The sequence below is a fragment of the Pseudomonas sp. LBUM1658 genome, from assembly GCF_059716055.1.
Genome location: NZ_CP166798.1, coordinates 5151694 through 5171979 on the forward strand (window position 1 = coordinate 5151694; position 20286 = coordinate 5171979).

The window sequence follows — 20286 nt, forward strand, 5'->3', positions numbered from 1 at the left end:
GCAGTCCTTAGTCAGATTCATTGCGGGCTTGGCGGCTCGGTCGCGTCTGGCGCGGGATCCGTGGCCGGTTGTTCCGGAGTTGCTTCGGGAACCGGCTCCGAGGTCGGCTCTGGAGTCGTTTCGGGAGTCGTTTCGGGAGTCAGCTCTGGAGCAGGCTCCGGAGTTGGCTCCGGAGTTGGCTCCGGAGTTGGCTCCGGAATCAGCTCTGGAGTCGGCTCCGGAGTCGGCTCCGGAGTCGGCTCCGGACTCGTTTCAGGAGTTGGCTCTGGAGTTGGCTCTGGAGCGCTCTCAACCGGCGCTTCAGATTCCGGGATTGGGGTCTCGGATGCCGTCGCAGGGGTGATCGGCGCCGGGCTGGATCGATAATCCGCGCGGCGTTTGAGCTGGAATTCGCGCACCGCATTATTGTGCGCGTCCAGGTCATCGGAAAATACGTGGCTGCCATCCCCACGAGCGACAAAATACAAACTGCTGCCGGGCACCGGATTCAGCGCCGCATGGATTGCCTCACGCCCCACCATCGCAATCGGTGTCGGTGGCAACCCGGCGATCATGTAGGTGTTGTAAGGGGTTTCCTCGCGCAGGTGGGCGCGGGTCAGCTTGCCGTTATAACGCTCGCCCAGGCCGTAGATCACGGTCGGATCGGTTTGCAGCAACATGCCGAGCTGCATGCGTCGCACAAAGACCCCGGCAATCTGCCCACGCTCTTGTGGCACGCCGGTTTCCTTTTCCACCAGGGAAGCCATGATCAGCGCTTGGTAGGGTTGAGTGTAAGGTGCGTCGGCAGCACGCTTGCTCCACTCTTTGGCGAGGACATCGTCCAGACGGGCGTAGGCTTTTGCCAGCAGCTCGGCGTCGGTCATGCCGCGAACGAAACGATAAGTGTCTGGAAAGAACCGTCCTTCCGGGAATACGCCGGTATGACCGAGCTTTTCCATTACTTCGCTATCGCTCAAGCCGTTCAGGGTCTGTTCAAGTTTTTCCTGCTTGGCCAGGGCAGCCCGCACCTGACGGAAATTCCAGCCTTCGACCAGGGTTACGCTGTACTGCACCACTTCGCTGCGCTGCCAGACACCGATCAGGCCTTGGGCAGTCATGCCTGGCAACATGCGGTATTCACCACTGTGCAGGGGTTGCCCGGCCAGATTGAAGCGCCAATACACCCGCAACCAGAAAGAGTCCTTCAAGACCCCGTCAGCCTCCAGCCGATTGAAAGTCCCGCTCGGCGTCGCACCGGCAGGCACTTCAAGCAATTCCTCTTGCTTCAGGTTGAGCGGCTGGTCCAGCGCCGAGTTCACTTTCCAGGCCGAAGCGCCCAGCAGCAGGCCGGCCAGAACCAGTCCGGTTTCCAGCAGCAGCAAGAATTTACGTCTCACGAATCAAACATCCAATAGCGCGCGGGCAATATTTTGCAGTTTACGGGTGAGCGGCCCAACCGGCCAGCTCAGTGCTGAATAGCCGCATACCGGCCATACGCCATATACGCTATTGCAGACGAAGACTTCGTCGGCCTGTTGCAGTTGATCGAGACTGATGTCGGCAATTTCCACGGGAATGCCCAGTGACTCGGCCTGAAACAATATTTCAGCCCGCATTACCCCGGCGACGCCGCAGCGACTCAAATCGGCGGTCCGCAACACACCATCGCGCAGCAGAAACAGATTGCTGAAAACCCCCTCGATCACTCGCCCGGAAACGTCCAGCATCAAGCCTTCGGCATGCTCGGCATCCTGCCACTCGGAGCGGGCGATAACCTGCTCCAGACGGTTCAGATGCTTGAGCCCGGCGAGCAAGGGCTGCTCGCTAAGGCGCGTAGTACAGGGGAACAGGCGAATACCTTGCTGCCCATGGGCAGCGGGGTAAGCGGCGGGCGGATTGCCTTGCAGAATCCGTCGCGCCTGAGCAGCCGGATCGACGGCATAACCGCGCAGGCTGTCGCCGCGGGTGAGGATCAGCTTGAGCACCCCCTCACCCATGGCAGCGGCATAGGCCAGCAGCTCGCTGCGGACCTGGGTCTGGTCCGCAGCAATCGCCAGCCGCGAACACCCCTCGGCCAGGCGCTGCAGGTGCCGCTCCATCAGCAACGGCTGCCCGCCCTTGACCGCGATGGTCTCGAACAAACCATCGCCATAGGCCAGGCCCCGGTCTTTTACCGACAGAGCGTCAGCCGGCTGACCGTCGACCCAGCTGTGCATCACTCGGCGAACCGGCGGAACACCAGCGAGCCGTTGGTGCCACCAAAGCCGAACGAGTTGGACAGCACCACATCAATGGCCATGTTCCGTGCCTCATGAGGTACGAAATCGAGGTCGCAGCCTTCATCAGGCTCATCCAGGTTGATGGTCGGCGGAGCCACCTGGCTGTTGATCGCCAACACGCTGAAGATCGCCTCGATCGCGCCGGCCGCACCCAGTAGGTGACCGGTCATGGACTTGGTCGAACTGACTGCCATCTTGTAGGCGTGCTCACCAAACACCGACTTGATCGCCTGGACTTCCGCCAGGTCGCCGGCCGAAGTCGAGGTGCCATGGGCGTTGATGTACTGCACGTCATTGACGTTGAGCTGCGCATCACGCATCGCATTGGTGATGCAACGGGCCGCGCCTGCGCCATCGGCTGGCGGCGAGGTCATGTGGTAAGCGTCGCCGCTCATGCCAAAACCAATCAGCTCGGCATATATGGTCGCACCGCGTGCCTTGGCGTGCTCCAGCTCTTCGAGCACCAGGGCTCCGGCACCGTCGGAAAGGACGAAGCCGTCACGACCCTTGTCCCATGGACGGCTGGCGCGCGCCGGCTCGTCATTGCGCGTCGATAGCGCACGAGCGGCACCAAAACCGCCCATACCGAGGCCGCAGGCAGCCATTTCGGCGCCACCGGCAATCATCACATCGGCTTCGCCGTAGACAATATTGCGGGCCGCCATGCCAATGCAGTGCGTACCGGTGGTGCAGGCAGTCGAAACGGCGTAGTTAGGCCCCTGAGTACCCAAATGGATAGACAGGAAACCGGAAATCATATTGATGATCGAGCCTGGCACGAAGAACGGCGAAATCCGCCGCGGCCCTTGCTCGTGCAACGTGCGACTGGTCTCTTCGATATTGGTCAGACCGCCAATACCCGAACCTATGGCCACACCAATGCGTTCACGGTTGGCATCGGTCACTTCCAGGCCGGCGTTGCGTACCGCCTGAAAGCCTGCCGCCAGACCGTATTGAATGAACAGGTCGAGTTTTCGAGCTTCTTTGACCGACAGGTATTCCTCGACATTGAAGCCCTTTACCGAGCCGCCAAAGCGGGTGGAATAGGCAGAAAGGTCGGTGTGTTCGATCAGACCAATGCCACTGCGGCCAGCCAGAATGCCCTGCCAACTGCTCGGTACATCCGTACCCAGTGGCGACAACATACCCATACCGGTGACTACGACGCGTCTACGCGACACAGCACTCTCCTTTTTCTAATGACGACACTTTGCATCAGGCCTAAAGAAAAAACCGCACGCCAAGATGGCAGTGCGGTTTTTCCATGACAGCAAGCAACGACTACAAACTATTACGCCTGATGGCTAGTAACGTAGTCGATTGCAGCTTGTACAGTAGTGATCTTCTCAGCTTCTTCGTCAGGGATTTCGGTCTCGAATTCCTCTTCCAGAGCCATCACCAGCTCAACGGTGTCAAGGGAGTCGGCACCCAGGTCTTCTACGAAGGAAGCGCTGTTGGTCACTTCTTCTTCTTTAACGCCCAGTTGCTCAGCAACGATTTTCTTGACGCGCTCTTCGATGGTGCTCATACCTTGTTTTCACTCCTAATGGACAAATTCAGGCAGCTGGCCAGTGGGTAAGTGTATAGAAAGGCTTTTCGGTTTTTCAACTGAAAGCTTCACTCCTCAAACCCGACTGACCCTTTGCCTATAAATAGATTGCTGCTTTATAACGGATTTTAGACAGCTCGTATTACATTTTTTTGCATCAATCCGTCACATTTAACTCATGTACATCCCGCCGTTCACCGGGATTGTAGCCCCAGTAACGTAAGCCGCACCGTCCGAAGCCAAAAAAGCGACCACTTGCGCGATCTCTTGAGCCTGGCCCAGACGGCCCAGCGGAATTTGCGTCAGCAAGGCTTCCCGCTGCGCCTCAGGCAATTCGCGGGTCATATCGGTATCGATGAACCCAGGAGCCACCGAGTTTACCGTAATCGACCGCGAGCCGACTTCACGGGCCAGAGCACGACTGAAACCTTCCAGTCCTGCCTTGGCGGCTGCGTAGTTTACTTGGCCTGCGTTGCCCATGGCACCCACAACAGAACCAATACTGATAATTCGGCCCCAGCGAGCCTTGGTCATACCGCGCAGAACGCCCTTGGACAGGCGGAACAGACTGTTCAAATTGGTATCGACGACATCATGCCACTCGTCGTCTTTCATGCGCATCATCAGATTATCGCGGGTGATACCAGCGTTATTGACCAATATCGCCGGCGCACCGAACTGCGCCTGAATGCTCGCCAATACCGCAGCGACTGATTCGTCGCTGGTGACATCGAGTTCCAGACCGGTACCTTGAATACCGTTGTCTTTCAGGGTCGCGGTGATAGCCTCGGCACCCGAAGCGGAAGTCGCGGTGCCAACGACCACGGCACCCAGACGACCCAATTCAAGGGCGATGGCCTGGCCAATACCACGACTGGCTCCGGTAACCAGTGCAACTTTACCTTGCATGCTCATGCAGGCTTCTCCTAATTCAGGCCAGCGCTGCGCGAGCGGCAGCGAAAGCATCTGGGGTATTGAGGTTAGCGGTCGACACGCCTTCGGCGCAGCGCTTGTTCAGGCCCGCAAGGACTTTGCCAGGGCCGCACTCGACCAACGCAGTGGCGCCGTTGACTGCCAGGTACTGAACGGACTCGACCCAACGTACCGGCTTGTAGAGCTGCTCGAGCAGATCACGGGTGAGGGTCTCGAGATCCGGCGCCACATTGGCGCTGACGTTCTGCACCAAAGGGATCTGCGGCGTCTGCCAGTCGATCGCGGCAACTGCCTCGGCGAAACGCTCGGCAGCCGGACGCATCAACTCGCAATGGGATGGCACGCTGACTGGCAACGGCATAGCACGCTTGGCACCGCGCGACTTGCAACCTTCGATGGCGCGCTCGACAGCCGCCTTGGCACCGGCGATCACCACCTGGCCCGGCGAGTTGAAGTTGACCGCACTGACCACTTCGCCTTGCGCCGCGTCGGCACAGGCTGCCAGCACTTCAGCATCCTCCAGCCCCAGGATAGCGGCCATGCCGCCTTGCCCGGCCGGAACGGCTTCCTGCATCAACTGACCGCGACGCTCTACCAACTTCACCGCGTCGCCCAGGCTCAGGCTGCCCGCAGCGACCAGGGCGCTGTATTCGCCAAGACTGTGGCCCGCGACATAGGCCGGGCGTGCACCACCCTCAGCCAGCCACAGACGCCACAAGGCGATCGATGCAGTCAGAATGGCCGGCTGGGTCTTATCGGTTTGATTGAGTTGCTCTTCCGGTCCCTGCTGGGTCAGCGCCCACAGGTCATAACCCAGAGCATCGGAAGCTTCTTTGAATGTTTCTAGGATCAATGGGTACTGCGCGCCCAACTCGGCCAACATGCCGAGGGACTGCGAGCCCTGCCCTGGAAAGACGAATGCGAGGGAAGCAGACATGTAACAAGCCCCTAATGATCTTGTCGTCGGAAAGTTGACGTCCCCAATAAGGGACACAAGAAACTGACAGTTGGATGACAGATTAAACTGAACGGTCACATTTAAGCATTGTCGAACGAAAACGCCTAAAGCAACAGGTCCTCGAGACGACCGTGCAAGCGCTCTGGCAGGTTTTCCTGGATCTCGATCAAGGCTCGCTGGATGGCACTCTGGAAGCCCTGCACCCCGGCGGAGCCATGGCTTTTCACGACAATACCCTGCAAACCGAGAAAGCTTGCACCGTTATGCCGCGCGGGTGCCAGCTCTGCCTGCAAGCGGCGCATCAACGGCAACGCCAGGGCGCCGACCATTCGCGATGCCAGGTTTTGCTTGAACAACGCCTCGATCCGCGCGCCAATCATGGTTGCCAGACCTTCGCTGGACTTGAGCAGGATGTTGCCGACGAAACCATCGCACACCACCACGTCTGCCTCGCCCCGATATAACCCGTCACCCTCGACAAAGCCGATGTAGTTCAGGCCGCGGGCGTTCTGCAGCAACGTGGCCGCCAGCTTGACCTGCTGATTCCCCTTGATGTCTTCGGTGCCGATATTCAGCAAGGCCACGCGCGGGCGAACAACGCCCAGCGCCTCGGCCGCCACCGAGCCCATCACGGCAAATTGCAGTAGGTGTTCGGCGCTGCAATCAACGTTTGCCCCCAGATCGAGTAACTGACAGAAGCCACGCTGGGTCGGGATGGCCGCCACCATCGCCGGCCGATCGATGCCTGGCAGGGTCTTGAGCAAATAACGCGACAACGCCATCAGCGCACCGGTATTGCCGGCACTGACGCACGCCTGGACCTTGCCATCGCGCAGTAGCCCCAGGGCCACCCGCATCGACGAGTCCGGCTTGCCACGCAACGCCTGCGAGGGTTTTTCGTCCATGCCAATGACTTCGGCGGCCGGCACGATATTCAGGCGCGCGCGATCCACAGCCGGCTGACTGGCAATCAATTCTTCTAAAAGGGAGGGTTGACCGACAAGGGCCAGGTGCAGCGAGGGCGTAGCAGACAGGCAAGCAAGACTGGCCTGAACAATGCTGCGGGGACCGAAGTCCCCGCCCATTGCGTCAATCGCGATGACTTGAGCGGACAAGGATTACTCGTCAGCGCCTTTGTCGATCACTTTACGGCCACGGTATACGCCTTCTGGCGATACGTGGTGACGCAGGTGAACTTCACCGGTGGTTTTTTCTACAGACAGGGTGCTAGCCGAGAGAGCATCGTGCGAACGACGCATGTCACGGGCAGAGCGGGATTTTTTGTTCTGCTGAACAGCCATAATTGATTAACTCCTAAACGTTTGGGTCACGCTTTAACTGCGCCAATACACTGAACGGGTTGGACCGCGTTACCTCGTCCTCGCTCGGTTCGGGCTCATCGAGACCCGCCGGCTGCTGGCATTCTTCCGGATGATGAGCAGGCACAATGGGCAAGGCGAGCAAAAGCTCCTCCTCGATCAGTGACTGCAGATCCAAAGGATCTTCGCCCAGTTCCAGCACGTCATAACCTTTCGGCAACGACTGGGTATTCGCACCCTCTTTCACCACAGCATAACTGCATTCGCTGTGGATCGGCAGGGTGACCAGCTCAAGACAACGCTGGCAAACCATTTTGACCTCGGTGTCGATAAAACTGTGGATAACCACAGATTTACGTTCATCTCGCTCAAAAACGAATTTAGCCTGCACCGTACCGACAGTGTCGGAAAGCGGGTCGCAGAGTCTCTCCAAATCGGCCAGCAGCATTTCACCTTGAAGGGTGGTGCCACGATCAGCCAATTTGCGCGGGTCAACGTGAGGTGGAATCGGGTCATTCAACATAGGCGCAGCATTATAGGGATGCCCCCAGCCATGTCAAAGGAAATTCAGCCCTGTCCGTCACTTGCAAGCCTCGCTAGAATTCGCGGCCAACCTCAGGAGAGCCGCATGCTGCCTTTATTACTCGCTTCAAGCTCGGTTTATCGCCGTGAATTGCTGGCTCGCTTGCAGCTTGCGTTTACCTGCAGCTCACCGGATATCGACGAAAGCCACCGCCCTGGCGAGCAGGCCATCGACCTGGTCAAACGCCTGGCCATAGAGAAAGCCCAGGCCCTGGCTGGCAGCCACCCGGCGCACCTGATCATCGGTTCCGACCAGGTCGCCGTGCTCGACGGCCGGATCATCGGCAAACCCCACACCTTCGAGAAGGCCCGCGAGCAGCTGCTGACGGCCAGCGGCGCCAGCGTGACCTTCCTGACCGGCCTGGCACTGCTCAACAGCCAGAGCGGCCACTGCCAGATCGACTGCGTCCCTTTCACCGTGCACATGCGCACGCTCGATCCAGCGCGCATCGAACGCTACCTGCGCGCCGAACAGCCCTACGACTGCGCTGGCAGCTTCAAGGCCGAAGGGCTGGGGGTGAGCCTGTTTCAAAGCACCGAAGGCCCGGACGCCACCAGCCTGGTCGGCCTGCCGCTGATTCGCCTGGTGGATATGCTGCTCGCCGAGGGCGTGCAGATCCCCTGAACATCAAAAGATCATAAAAAAACCGGCCAAGCAGGCCGGTTTTTTTATGTCACTGGAGAATCAGCGCAATGCCGGCCCTTGAAAGCCCATCCACATTGCCATTTGCTGGGCAATGCTGGCCCCGAGCTTTTTCGAGAAACGATCGAACGGCGACTCCTCAATAGTGAAGTCCACCAGTTCTTTCTCGCCGACCACATCCCGTGCCACCGAACTGGCACTGCCCATGCCATCGATCAGGCCCAGTTGCAGCGCCTGTTCCCCGGACCACACCAGGCCCGAGAACAGCTCGGGATGCTCCTTATCCTTGAGCCGGTCGCCACGCCCCTGCTTGACGCTGGCAATGAACTGGCGATGAGTGGTGTCCAGCACACTCTGCCAGAACTGGGTTTCTTCAGGTTTCTGCGGCTGGAACGGATCAAGGAACGACTTGTGCTCGCCCGAGTTATAGGTCCGACGCTCGACTCCGAGCTTTTCCATGGTGCCGACAAACCCGTAACCGGCCGCCGTCACGCCGATGGAGCCAACCAGACTCGCCTTGTCCGCGTAAATCTGATCCGCGGCACTGGCGATGTAATACGCACCGGAAGCCCCCAGATCCGAAATCACCGCGTAGACCTTGGTGTCCGGATGCAGGCCGCGCAAACGACGGATCTCGTCATAGACATAACCCGATTGCACCGGACTGCCGCCCGGACTGTTGATCCGCAGCACCACGCCCTTGACCTTTTTATCTTCGAAAGCCGCTCGCAAGCTGCCGACGATGTTGTCGGCGCTGGCCGGCTCCTTGTCGGCAATCACCCCGATCACTTCGATCAATGCCGTATAGCCCGGACCGCGGGTCGCGCTCTTTTCCATATCCATCAACGGAGTGAACAGCAACAACGCGACGAACAGGTAAACGAACGTCAGCAGCTTGAAGAAAATCCCCCAGCGCCGCGACCGCCGCTGCTCCTGCACCCCGGCCAGCAGGGTCTTTTCCAGCAGCTTCCAGCTTTTGTCGTCAGCACCGTCAGCACCGTCAGTACTGGCTTTACTCGGTGTCTTCCATTCATCGGTCATGCCATCTACCCCAGCAAATCTTGATTCGCCGGCCGATTCAGCCAGGCGTGCAATTCGGAAAAATGATCGATAGCCAGCCGCGGTTCGTACGCGCGCAAGGCCTCCACCGATTGAGCACCATAGCTGACCGCTACCGAATCCATCCCGGCATTGCGTGCCATCAACAGGTCGAACGAAGAATCACCGACCATCAACGCCTGCTCGGGACGGACACCGCAATGGGCGAGAATCTGCTCCAGCATCAGTGGATGCGGCTTGCTGGCGGTTTCGTCAGCGGCGCGAGTGATATCGAAATAGCCTTCCCAGCCGTGGGATTTGAGCACTCGATCCAGCCCGCGGCGTGCCTTGCCGGTGGCCACAGCCAGGTGGTAACCCTCGGCACGAAAGGCTTCCATCGATTCCACCACGCCGGCAAACAGCGGCGAAGGCTCGGCCTCCAGCGCGATGTAGTGATCGGCATAGCGCTGGCGGAACGCCACCATCTCGGCATCGCCGATCTCGGGGTACAGGGTTCGGATCGCCTCCGGCAACCCCAGACCGATGATGCCCTTGACGGCAAAATCATCCCGCTGCGGCAAATCCGATCGTAGCGCCGCGACGTGCATTGCCTCGACAATCCGACCGATGGAATCGGCCAGGGTGCCGTCCCAATCGAAAATCAGCAGTTTGTAATCAGAGGGGTGCACTCAGGCGCTCCACGGTCTTGGCCCACATATCGTCCACCGGTGCCTGCAGCTTCAATTCACCGCCATCCGGCAACGGCACAGTCAGCATGTACGCGTGAAGGAACAGGCGCTTGCCGCCCAACTCGCGAATTTCTTTGCTGAAGTCTTCATCACCGTACTTGGTATCCCCGGCGATGCAGTGCCCGGCATGCAAGGTATGCACGCGGATCTGGTGAGTCCGCCCAGTGACCGGCTTGGCCTCGACCATCGTGGCGAAATCGCCGAAGCGGCGCAGCACCTTGAAGACCGTCAGCGCCTCCTTGCCCTCTTCGTTGACTTCGACCATGCGCTCGCCGGAACGCAGATTACTCTTTAGCAACGGCGCACGAACCTGCTTGATCGACGCCGCCCAGTTGCCGCGGACCAACGCCATGTAACGCTTGTCGACGCCATCGCCACGCAAGGCGCTGTGCAGATGGCGCAACATACTGCGTTTCTTGGCGATCATCAGCAGCCCGGAAGTGTCGCGATCCAGGCGATGGACCAGTTCCAGCTCCTTGGTGTCGGGCCGCAGCTGACGGAAGGCTTCGATCACCCCGTAGTTCAGACCGCTGCCACCGTGCACGGCGATCCCGGCCGGCTTGTTGATTACGATCAGCGCCTTGTCCTCAAAGACAATCGACGCCTCAAGGCGCTGCAACAAACCCTGAGCCAAAGGCACCGGTTCATCGCGCTCAGGCACGCGCACGGGGGGCACACGGACAATATCACCCGCCTGCAGCTTGTATTCGGGCTTGATCCGCCCCTTGTTCACTCGCACTTCGCCTTTGCGCAAAATGCGGTAAATCAAGGTCTTGGGCACGCCTTTGAGCCGAGCAAGAAGGAAGTTGTCGATGCGTTGGCCGGCATATTCCGGCGAGACCTCAAGCAGCTGGACGCTGGGGGTCGGGGGGGCAGTAGTCGTCATGCCGGGAATGATAACAATTTTTTATGGATTTGAAGCACTTAATGATTGCTGCTATAGTCGCGAACGCCGCCAAAAGCGGCCTGGGCAGCGGACCAACGGTCATCGACCGGCCCTGACCATCGCAATTCATCAGGACGCGAGGCCGTCCTACGGGGCTTTCGCTACAATTATGGAAGGTTCGCGATTGTAACAAGCGCAGGTGACATGAGGCCTGAAGCGAGCGCAAGAAGCAGAGTGATAACTCGCCTTTTACGCCGATATTCACGGCCAGTTCACAAAGTGCAGTCGATCGCGAATGAGCCTGAGCGAAGGCTTCGGAAACAACGCCTAAATTAGCCATGATGCGTGACCTCCCCTTTCGGAGCTCACGGTAAATGCCAACCCGCTGCGGATTCTGCGCGCGGCAGCACCCGAATTATCAGGGATACGTGTAGGGTGGAGATGCACAACCGTCGGACTGTGTAGCACTAGGCTTATATTTAGACGCTTCATATCGTCCACAGTCGATGGCTGATTCCTCCTCCTGACTGAGTGCTTAAGTAGCCACAGCAAGCAGGACGCGTAAGTCGCGACTTCGCCCCCTTTGGTCGAACCTCGCTAGACACTGGAGTGGCCAACCACTCCTTACGCACCTGACACCGACCGTGAGAAGTCGTGTGTGCCGAACGCCGTTTCCGGCAGCCCGGAAACCGACGGTACTACATGAAAAGAATGCTGATTAACGCAACCCAACCCGAAGAGTTGCGTGTTGCACTGGTAGACGGCCAGCGCCTCTACGACCTGGATATCGAATCCGGTGCACGCGAGCAGAAGAAGGCCAACATCTATAAAGGCCGGATTACTCGCATCGAACCAAGCCTTGAGGCTGCCTTTGTCGATTTCGGCTCCGAGCGCCATGGTTTCCTGCCCCTCAAAGAAATCTCCCGCGAATACTTCAAGAAAGCCCCTGAAGGCCGCGTCAACATCAAGGACGTCCTGAGCGAAGGCCAGGAAGTCATCGTTCAGGTCGAAAAAGAAGAGCGTGGCAACAAGGGCGCAGCCCTGACCACCTTCATCAGCCTGGCTGGTCGTTACCTGGTGCTGATGCCGAACAACCCGCGTGCCGGCGGCATCTCCCGTCGCATCGAAGGTGAAGAGCGCAACGAACTGCGTGAAGCCCTGAACGGTCTGGTTGCTCCGGCCGACATGGGTCTGATCGTGCGCACTGCAGGCCTTGGCCGCAGCAGCGAAGAAATGCAGTGGGACCTCGATTACCTGCTGCAACTCTGGACCGCCATCAAAGAAGCCTCGCTGGATCGTTCCGCGCCATTCCTGATCTATCAGGAAAGCAACGTGATCATCCGCGCGATCCGCGATTACCTGCGCCAGGACATCGGTGAAGTGCTGATCGACAGCGTCGAAGCCCAGGACGAAGCCCTGACCTTCATTCGCCAGGTGATGCCGCAGTACGCCAGCAAGATCAAGTTGTACGAAGACAGCGTTCCGCTGTTCAACCGCTTCCAGATCGAAAGCCAAATCGAAACCGCTTTCCAGCGCGTCGTCGAACTGCCTTCCGGCGGCTCCATCGTCATCGATCCAACCGAGGCCCTGGTGTCCATCGACATCAACTCGGCGCGCGCCACCAAAGGCAGCGACATCGAAGAAACCGCGCTGCAGACCAACCTCGAAGCCGCCGAAGAAATCGCCCGTCAGTTGCGCCTGCGCGACATCGGCGGCCTGATCGTCATCGACTTCATCGACATGACCCCGGCCAAGAACCAGCGCGCCGTGGAAGAGAAAGTCCGCGAATGCCTGGAAGCTGACCGCGCTCGCGTGCAAGTCGGTCGCATCTCGCGCTTCGGCCTGCTGGAAATGTCCCGTCAGCGCCTGCGTCCATCCCTGGGCGAAAGCAGCGGCATCGTCTGCCCGCGTTGCAACGGCACCGGCATCATCCGTGATGTTGAATCGCTGTCGCTGGCGATCCTGCGCCTGATCGAAGAAGAAGCGCTGAAAGACCGCACCGCCGAAGTTCGCGCACAAGTGCCGATCCCGGTCGCAGCGTTCCTGCTCAACGAAAAACGCAACTCGATCACCAAGATCGAACTGCGCACCCGCGCACGCATCGTCATCCTTCCGAACGATCACCTCGAAACGCCGCATTTCGAAGTTCAGCGCCTGCGTGATGACAGCCCGGAAGCCAGCATCAATCAGTCCAGCTACGAAATCGCTGCTGCCGCTGCCGAAGTGGAAGAAGTTCAGCCGGCCGCCGCCACCCGCACCCTGGTTCGCCAGGAAGCCGCAGTGAAAACCGCTCCGGTACGCGCCAATGCTCCGGTTCCGGTTGAAGTCGTAGCGCCTGTTGCTGCCCCCGCCCACGTTCCCGAGCCTAGCCTGTTCAAAGGCCTGGTGAAGTCGCTGGTCAGCCTGTTCGCGACCAAGGAAGAACCTGCAGCGCCGGTAGTGGTTGAAAAACCGGTTACCGAACGCCAGCCGCGCAATGAAGAGCGCCGCAACGGTCGTCAGCAGAGCCGCAGCCGTAACGGTCGTCGCGACGAAGAGCGCAAGCCGCGCGAAGAACGTGCCCCGCGTGAAGAGCGCGCGCCTCGTGAAGAACGTGCACCACGCGAAATCCGTGAAGAAGTAGCGGCCGTAGCCCCAGCCCCTCGCGAAGAACGCGCACCGCGTGCTCCCCGTGAAGAACGTGCGCCACGCCCTCCACGTGAAGATCGCAAACCGCGCGAAGGTCGTGAAGGTCGTGAAGAGCGTCCGGTTCGTGAACTGCGCGAGCCTCTGGATGCCGCACCAACCGCACCAACCCCTGTTGCTGCTGTTGCTGCTGTTGCTGAAGAGCGCCCGTCCCGCGCGCCACGCGAAGAGCGTCAACCGCGTCCACCGCGTGAAGAGCGTCAGCCTCGTGCCGAACAGCCTGTTGCTGCTGTCAGCGAAGAAGAGCTGCTGCCAAACGAAGAGCAACTGCAGGATGACGGTCAGGACAACGCCGAAGGCGATCGTCCGCGCCGCCGCTCCCGTGGCCAGCGTCGTCGCAGCAATCGTCGTGAGCGTCAACGTGATGCCAATGGCAATGTGATCGAAGGCTCGGAAGAATCCGAAGCCGGCGAAGCCAGCACCAGCGAACCAAGCAGCGCCGATCTGGCTGCCGGCCTGGCCGTTACCGCGGCTGTTGCCAGCTCTGTGATCAGCGCTCCCGCTGAAGCCCAGGCCAATCAGCAAGCAGAACGCGCCACTGCCGCTACCCTGGAAACTGCTTCGGTTGAAGCACCAGTGGTCGAAGCCACTACCGCGATTGAAGCGCCAGCCGCTCCTGCCGTTGAAGTGGCGCCGGTTCGTGAAGCCTATGTTGCCGAGCAAGCCGAAGTCGCTGAACAGCCAGCCGTCGCCGCGGAACCTGCGTTCGAAGCTCCGGCTTTCGAAGCTCCGGTTGCTGAAAAAGCCTTTGAACCGACTTACGACGCTCCAACTGCATTCGACCGGATCGCTGAATCGGTCGTCGTCGAAGCTCCAGCCCCGGTCGCTGAAGTGGTGGTCGCCGAACCAGTGGTTGCTGCACCGGTTGAAGCGCCAGTGGTTGCCGAGGTAGTCGAGCCAGTAGTTGAAGCCGCACCTGCAAGCGCCCTGACCGCCAGCGGTCGTGCGCCGAACGATCCACGTGAAGTGCGTCGTCGCAAGCGTGAGGAGGAGCGTCTGCAGAGAGAAGCCGAACTGGCCGCTGCTGCAGCTCCAGTTGAAGCAGTCGTTGCTGCCGAGCCGGTTGTTGCTGAAGTGGTTGAGCAAGCTGCACCTGCTCCAGTCGCTGACAGCGCACCTGAGCCAGCAGTCGTTGAATCTGCCCCGACCTTTGACGAAAACCTGCGTTCCGTCGAAGAAGTGGTAGAGCAAAAACCTGAAGTCCTGGAAAAAGAGCACGAGCCTAAACCCCTCGCCTGATTCCAACGGCTGTTAAAAAGCCCCGCCTGCTGATGCAGGCGGGGCTTTTTTTGGTCTTTTTGTAGGAGCAGCCGGTCGACGCTCGATTGCTCGCGATGGTCTCAAGGGCGGTGCGTTTATTCAGCAAACACGCGTTATCGTTAACGTCCATCGCGAGCAAGCTCGCTCCTACATTGGATCGCGCTGTTATTGAAAGACCAACTCTTCTGGCACATCAACATCCCACAACACCCCCGGATCCTCCACCGACACCTCCACCACCCTGGCCGAGGCAAACAGCGGTTTGGCCCCCTGATCACCAGACAACCCCATCAACGCCGGACCAAACGTTCGCCCGAACCCTACCGGATGCCCGTACTCCCCCTGGTGCACCGGCACAACGATGCAATCGTCCTCGATCTTCGCCAACACTTGTTCGATGCTCGAAGGCAGGATAAACGGCATATCCCCCAGCATTACCAGCCAGCCACCGAGCTGCGGACAAGCGGCCACCGCGGCGGCAATGCTGTCTCCCATGCCGCTCGACTCCAGCGCCACGATCTCGCAGCCATAGGCCTGGGCCATGCGCATCACTTGTGGGCGATCCTCGGTGGTGACCAACAGGCGTTTCTCGAGGCTGGCTGGCAGATTGACCAACACCTGCTCGATCACCGACCGCACGCTGCCATCGCGACTGGTGCAGTCAGTCAGCAGCTTGTCCTTCTGCGCCCCGGCGACCTGACGAAAACGACTGCCCTGCCCGGCGGCGAGCACGATCACGCCAATCGGTTCGTTCATACACCCTCCTCGCCCACGGCACTGAGCAACACCTCGCCAGTACGCAGATTCCCGGCATTAACAAAAAAGCCCTGCAACCAGGAAAGGTGTGCAGGGCTCTGAATCCAAGCTTATAGCTTAGCTCAATACTGGTTGGGCTCCATTTCCAGCTGGACCTTGAAGCGTTCGGCAATGTCTTTCTGGATTCGTTGCGCCAGGTGCAACAGCTCCAGCCCGGTCGCCGCTCCATAATTGACCAGAACCAGCGCCTGTAGCCGATGCACACCGGCATCGGCCTCACGAAAACCCTTCCAGCCAGCGCGTTCGATCAACCAGCCGGCCGCCAGTTTCATTTGTCCGTCGGCCTGTGGATAAGCCACCAGATCGGGGTACTCGAGTTTAAGCTCGGCGACCAACGCCGCGGCCACCAACGGGTTCTTGAAAAAGCTTCCGGCATTGCCGAGCACTGCCGGATCAGGCAGCTTTTCGCTGCGAATGCTGCAAATGGCCTGGCTGACATCGCTGGCAGTCGGATGGTCGATGCCTTGTTCGGTCAAGCGTTGACGAACCGGGCCGTATTCCAGGTGCAGATGCTCGACGCGATTCAAGGCAAACCGCACCCGCAGAATCACCCAACGCCCGGTCTCTTGCTTGAACAGGCTGTCGCGGTAGGCAAAGTTGCACTCATCCAGAGTGAAATCCCGCAGCTCGCCAGTCTGACGGTCGAGCGCGGTCAAACCGGCAAACACGTCCTTGATCTCGACACCGTAGGCGCCGATGTTCTGCATTGGCGCAGCGCCCACCGTGCCGGGAATCAGACTGAGATTCTCCAGGCCCGACAGCCCCTGCTCCAGAGTCCATTGCACGAACGGGTGCCAGGTTTCACCGGCCTCGGCCTCGACCACCACCTGGCTGCCGTCGTCACTCAACAGGCGAATGCCTCGGGTAGCCATGCGCAGTACCAACGCCGGAATATCAGCGGTGAGCAACAGGTTGCTGCCACCACCGATCACCAGTAGCGGCAATCCCTGTTCAGTCGCATACGCCAGCGCTTCGTGGACATCAGTGTCGCTATGGGCCTGGGCAAACACCTGCGCACGGACATCAACGCCAAAGGTGTTGAACGGTTTCAGAGAAACCTGGGGTTGCAGTTGCAAGGTCATAACCGTCCCTTCAATTCGAGCACCAGCAAATCGCTGGCACGCTCGATCAAATCCAGCACCTGCTCGAAACCCTGATCGCCGTCGTAATAAGGATCCGGCACTTCATCGACCACTGATTCATAACGACGCAGGAACAGGTCCAGCTCAGCCTTGCCCTTGACCGGTTGCAGGGCCTGAAGGTTGCGCAAATTGCTCTGGTCCATCGCCAGGATCAGGTCGTAGCTGGCGAAGTCAGCACGCGTCACTTGCTGGGCGCGCTGCGCGGACAAATCGTAGCCGCGCAACCTGGCGGCGGCCTGACTGCGCTTGTCCGGCGCCTTGCCGATATGCCATTCGCCGGTGCCGGCGGAGGCGACCTCCACCTGATCCGCCAGCCCCGCCTCACGCAACTTGTGGCGCAACACGCCTTCTGCCGTAGGCGAACGGCAAATATTGCCGAGGCAGACAAACAGAACCCGCATCAAGCCTCCAGCAGGCGCCGAACGCGCTCGAGGTCTTCAGCGGTATCGACGCCCGCCGGGGGTGCTTGCACTGCGTCGCCGACGTGAATCCGCACGCCATGCCAGAGTGCGCGCAATTGTTCCAGGCACTCGGTGTTTTCCAGCCAGCACGGGCCCCAACTGACGAAGTCATGCAGGAAACCGGCGCGGTAGGCGTAGATCCCGATATGTCGGCGGTAAGGCACGCCGGCCGGCAATTGCTCGCGGCCCTTGGCGAAGTCGTCCCGGGCCCAGGGCAACGTGGCGCGACTGAAGGTCAACGCCAGGCCATTGAGGTCGCTGACCACTTTGACCACATTGGTATTGAACAGGGTTTCAACGTCTTCGATGGGCTCGGCCAGGGTCGACATGCGTGCTTCGGGGTGCGCTGCCAGGTTGGCTGCGACCTGATCGATCACTGCCGGTGGAATCATTGGCTCGTCACCCTGCACGTTGACCACGATCGCATCGGCGGCCAGACCCAATTGCGTGGCGACTTCAGCCAAGCGATCGGTACCGGAGACGTGATCCTCACGGGTCAGCACCACTTCGGCGCCAAACGCCTTGCAGGCTTCGACAATGCGCGCATCGTCAGTGGCTACTACGACTCGCTGGGCATTGCTTTTACAGGCTTGCTCCCAGACATGCTGGATCATCGGCTTGCCGGCGATCATCTGCAGCGGTTTGCCGGGCAGGCGGGTGGAGGCGAAACGGGACGGAATGACAACGGTGAAGGCTGTGGTCATTTGTCCAGTCGCTCGTCAGTGCTGAGGGTACGGGCTTCGCTTTCGAGCATCACCGGAATGCCATCACGAATCGGGTAAGCCAGACCGGCGCCCTTGCTGATCAATTCGGTTTTATCGGCACTGAGTTTCAGCGGACCTTTACAGACCGGGCAGGCAAGGATGTCGAGCAATTTGGTGTCCATGAAAACTCCCTGGAAAAGCGTTAAGGCAAAAGACGATTCGGCAACAAGCGCATCAACTGCGTATCGAACCAGGCCACGAAGGCCTCGGACGGCGCCGCGTCGACTGCCAGGTACCACCAGTCGGCTGCCGCGAACCCACGGCACTTGACCGCATCTTTCTCGGTCATGACCAGCGGCAATGGCGGCATGAAATTCAGGGCCTGCACGCTGTACTCGGCGTGGTCGGCGAAAGCATGCGGGACTGGCCGCCAGTGTAGCGTTTCAAGCGTGTCGAAGAAACGTTGCGGGTTGCCGATGCCGGCCACCGCATGCATGAATTGCCCGGAGGGAAAGTGGTCCAGCGGGAGACGTTCGCCGGTCAGCAGATTGACCAGTGCCGTCGGTTCGAGCTGGAAGGCAAAACCGTCGTCGCGGTCGGCCCGGGCGCCGTTATAGAGCACGGCATCGACGCTTTGCAGGCGTTCGATCGGTTCGCGCAACGGCCCCGCCGGCAGACAGCGCCGGTTACCCAGGCCACGCGCAGCATCGATCAGCACCAGTTCAAGGTCACGGGCCATGCGGTAATGTTGCATGCCGTCGTCAGAGAGGATCAGGTCCAGTGGCTCGCCGGCCAGCAGCGCCTGCACGGCGCGGCTGCGATCCGGGTCGATCATCAGCGGCACACCGCTGCGTTGGACAATCAGCAGCGGTTCGTCACCGGCGACTTCAGCGGCCTGCCCGGCCTCGACCCGCCACGGCAGGTGCGGTGGCTTGGCGCCGTATCCGCGACTGACCACGCCCACCCGCAAACCGCTGCGCTGGCAATGCTCGATCAACCAGAGAATCAGCGGAGTCTTGCCAGTGCCACCCACGGTGATATTGCCTACCACCACCAACGGCACAGGCGGTTGGTAGATGTCACCCTCACCGGCCAGAAAACGTACGCGCTTGCGCATTACCACGCGTCGATACAGCCATTCCAGCGGCTGCAACGCCTTCAGCGCAGGATGGCCGGCATACCAGGCGGCGAGCAAACGATCGGAAAGTGCCATCAGGGAGTCGGCGCCGCCTCGACGGTGGTCATGCGCAAGTGACTGAAGCCGAGCTTGCCGGCTGCATCCATCGCGATGATCACTGCCTTGTGCTGGGCTTTGCCGTCAGCGCTGATCGACAGGGGCAGCGTGGTGTCGCCAGCGGATTCCTTCTGCAAAGCCTCTACCAGGCTGGCCAGGTCACTTTTGGGCAGCAACTGATTGTTCAGACTGAACACGCCGTCGGCGCTGATGGCGATGTCCAGGTGCTTGGCTTGCTGATCCTCGGCTGGCGAGCCGCTGACCGCTTCCGGCAGCTCGACGCGCAGCTGGGTTTCACGGGTAAAGGTGGTGGTGACGACGAAAAACAGCAGCAGGATAAACACCACGTCAATCAGCGACGCGAGGTTGATATCGATCGTCTCCCGCGGTTTGCGGCGAAATTTCACGCTTTTTTGCCCTCGGCCAGATCCACGTCACGGTCGCCCTGTACCACCTCGACCAGTTTGATCGCTTCCTGCTCCATGCCCACCACCAGTTCATCGACCCGACGCTGCAGGAAACGGTGGAAGAACACAGCTGGAATACCCACCATCAAGCCTGCGGCCGTGGTGATCAGCGCTTTGGAGATACCACCGGCCAGCACCGCGGCGTTGGTGCTCATGCCCGAGCCCATGAATGCGCTGAAAATATCGATCATGCCCAGGACCGTACCCAACAACCCCAACAACGGCGCCATGGCGGCGATGGTGCCCAGTGCGTTGAGGTAGCGTTCGAGTTCATGAATCACCCGCGCGGCAGCTTCTTCGATGCACTCTTTCATGATCTCGCGGCCATGTTTGGAGTTGGCCAGGCCCGCGGCCATGATCTCGCCCAATGGGGAGTGGGCGCGCAGTTCCCTGAGCTTGTCTTTATTGAGTTGCTTGTCCTTGATCCAGACCCAGACCTGCCCGAGCAAATGATCCGGGGAGACGCGGCTAGCCCGCAGGGTCCACAGACGCTCGGCAACGATGGCCAGCGCCGCAATGGAACTCAGGATGATCGGCAGCATCATCCAGCCGCCGGATTTGACCAATTCCCACACAGTGACAGCCCCCTCGAAAAAGTGGGT

Annotated in this window: 22 protein-coding genes; 2 read left to right on the plus strand and 20 right to left on the minus strand. The window is 60.0% G+C overall.

Going from position 1 to position 20286, the window contains the following annotated elements; all coding sequences use genetic code 11:
• Positions 1-17 precede the first annotated feature (17 nt).
• The 9 genes from mltG to ACA064_RS23685 form a co-directional block, all read right to left on the minus strand.
• The gene (gene mltG / locus ACA064_RS23645; RefSeq protein ID WP_497670297.1) at positions 18-1376 is read right to left on the minus strand and encodes an endolytic transglycosylase MltG; all 1359 of its coding nucleotides are present in this window, start codon (positions 1374-1376) and stop codon (positions 18-20) included.
• A 3-nt stretch (positions 1377-1379) separates the two neighbouring features.
• On the minus strand, positions 1380-2195 hold the full coding sequence (pabC, locus tag ACA064_RS23650) for an aminodeoxychorismate lyase (RefSeq protein WP_497670298.1): 816 nt from the start codon (positions 2193-2195) through the stop codon (positions 1380-1382).
• Complete coding sequence (gene fabF, locus ACA064_RS23655) at positions 2195-3439, minus strand: beta-ketoacyl-ACP synthase II (RefSeq protein WP_497670299.1); 1245 nt, start codon at positions 3437-3439, stop codon at positions 2195-2197. The genes pabC and fabF overlap by 1 nt, the downstream gene beginning before the upstream one ends.
• A gap of 110 nt (positions 3440-3549) precedes the next feature.
• Complete coding sequence (gene acpP, locus ACA064_RS23660; RefSeq protein WP_004371293.1) at positions 3550-3786, minus strand: acyl carrier protein; 237 nt, start codon at positions 3784-3786, stop codon at positions 3550-3552.
• A 192-nt stretch (positions 3787-3978) separates the two neighbouring features.
• Positions 3979-4722: a 3-oxoacyl-ACP reductase FabG gene (gene fabG, locus ACA064_RS23665; RefSeq protein WP_497670300.1), complete on the minus strand. Its 744-nt coding sequence runs from the start codon at positions 4720-4722 to the stop codon at positions 3979-3981.
• Positions 4723-4738: 16 nt separating this feature from the next.
• A complete protein-coding gene (gene fabD / locus ACA064_RS23670) occupies positions 4739-5677 on the minus strand; it encodes an ACP S-malonyltransferase (protein WP_497670301.1) in 939 nt (312 codons plus the stop codon).
• A 125-nt stretch (positions 5678-5802) separates the two neighbouring features.
• On the minus strand, positions 5803-6813 hold the full coding sequence (gene plsX, locus ACA064_RS23675; RefSeq protein WP_497670302.1) for a phosphate acyltransferase PlsX: 1011 nt from the start codon (positions 6811-6813) through the stop codon (positions 5803-5805).
• Positions 6814-6816: 3 nt separating this feature from the next.
• Positions 6817-6999 (minus strand): 50S ribosomal protein L32, encoded by a 183-nt coding sequence (gene rpmF / locus ACA064_RS23680; protein WP_008375086.1) that lies wholly within the window; start codon positions 6997-6999, stop codon positions 6817-6819.
• 13 nt (positions 7000-7012) lie between these two features.
• Positions 7013-7540, minus strand: a complete 528-nt coding sequence (locus tag ACA064_RS23685; RefSeq protein WP_008152342.1) for a YceD family protein — start codon at positions 7538-7540, stop codon at positions 7013-7015.
• Between the two features lie 105 nt (positions 7541-7645).
• Here ACA064_RS23685 and ACA064_RS23690 point away from each other — a divergent pair, with 105 nt between their 5' ends.
• Positions 7646-8224 carry a Maf family protein gene (locus ACA064_RS23690; protein ID WP_497670303.1) on the plus strand — a complete coding sequence of 193 codons (579 nt, stop codon included), beginning with the start codon at positions 7646-7648 and terminating at the stop codon, positions 8222-8224.
• A gap of 60 nt (positions 8225-8284) precedes the next feature.
• Here ACA064_RS23690 and sppA read toward each other — a convergent pair whose 3' ends face one another.
• Genes sppA through rluC form a run of 3 tightly spaced genes read right to left on the minus strand, consistent with a single transcriptional unit; the run spans position 8285 to position 10915 of the window.
• On the minus strand, positions 8285-9283 hold the full coding sequence (sppA, locus tag ACA064_RS23695; protein WP_497670304.1) for a signal peptide peptidase SppA: 999 nt from the start codon (positions 9281-9283) through the stop codon (positions 8285-8287).
• 5 nt (positions 9284-9288) lie between these two features.
• Positions 9289-9969: an HAD-IA family hydrolase gene (locus tag ACA064_RS23700; protein ID WP_497670305.1), complete on the minus strand. Its 681-nt coding sequence runs from the start codon at positions 9967-9969 to the stop codon at positions 9289-9291.
• The gene (gene rluC / locus ACA064_RS23705) at positions 9956-10915 is read right to left on the minus strand and encodes a 23S rRNA pseudouridine(955/2504/2580) synthase RluC (RefSeq protein ID WP_497670306.1); all 960 of its coding nucleotides are present in this window, start codon (positions 10913-10915) and stop codon (positions 9956-9958) included. Before rluC ends, ACA064_RS23700 begins: the two co-directional genes overlap by 14 nt.
• 702 nt (positions 10916-11617) lie before the next feature.
• Here rluC and rne point away from each other — a divergent pair.
• Positions 11618-14839 (plus strand): ribonuclease E, encoded by a 3222-nt coding sequence (gene rne / locus ACA064_RS23710; RefSeq protein WP_497670307.1) that lies wholly within the window; start codon positions 11618-11620, stop codon positions 14837-14839.
• A gap of 186 nt (positions 14840-15025) precedes the next feature.
• Here rne and ACA064_RS23715 read toward each other — a convergent pair whose 3' ends face one another.
• From ACA064_RS23715 to pocA, 8 genes are all read right to left on the minus strand, one after another.
• Positions 15026-15616 (minus strand): nucleotidyltransferase family protein, encoded by a 591-nt coding sequence (locus ACA064_RS23715; protein ID WP_497670308.1) that lies wholly within the window; start codon positions 15614-15616, stop codon positions 15026-15028.
• Between the two features lie 122 nt (positions 15617-15738).
• On the minus strand, positions 15739-16758 hold the full coding sequence (murB, locus tag ACA064_RS23720; protein ID WP_497670309.1) for a UDP-N-acetylmuramate dehydrogenase: 1020 nt from the start codon (positions 16756-16758) through the stop codon (positions 15739-15741).
• Entirely contained in the window at positions 16755-17219 is a 465-nt protein-coding gene (locus ACA064_RS23725; RefSeq protein ID WP_497670310.1) for a low molecular weight protein-tyrosine-phosphatase, read from the minus strand. Before ACA064_RS23725 ends, murB begins: the two co-directional genes overlap by 4 nt.
• The gene (kdsB, locus tag ACA064_RS23730; protein WP_497670311.1) at positions 17219-17983 is read right to left on the minus strand and encodes a 3-deoxy-manno-octulosonate cytidylyltransferase; all 765 of its coding nucleotides are present in this window, start codon (positions 17981-17983) and stop codon (positions 17219-17221) included. Before kdsB ends, ACA064_RS23725 begins: the two co-directional genes overlap by 1 nt.
• Entirely contained in the window at positions 17980-18165 is a 186-nt protein-coding gene (locus ACA064_RS23735) for a Trm112 family protein (RefSeq protein ID WP_042728811.1), read from the minus strand. Before ACA064_RS23735 ends, kdsB begins: the two co-directional genes overlap by 4 nt.
• Positions 18166-18185: 20 nt before the next feature.
• Positions 18186-19196: a tetraacyldisaccharide 4'-kinase gene (lpxK, locus tag ACA064_RS23740; RefSeq protein WP_497670312.1), complete on the minus strand. Its 1011-nt coding sequence runs from the start codon at positions 19194-19196 to the stop codon at positions 18186-18188.
• The gene (gene pocB, locus ACA064_RS23745) at positions 19196-19624 is read right to left on the minus strand and encodes a flagellar polar localization protein PocB (protein WP_497670313.1); all 429 of its coding nucleotides are present in this window, start codon (positions 19622-19624) and stop codon (positions 19196-19198) included. The genes lpxK and pocB overlap by 1 nt, the downstream gene beginning before the upstream one ends.
• On the minus strand, positions 19621-20259 hold the full coding sequence (gene pocA, locus ACA064_RS23750; RefSeq protein WP_497670314.1) for a flagellar polar localization protein PocA: 639 nt from the start codon (positions 20257-20259) through the stop codon (positions 19621-19623). The genes pocB and pocA overlap by 4 nt, the downstream gene beginning before the upstream one ends.
• Between the last annotated feature and the right edge of the window lie 27 nt (positions 20260-20286).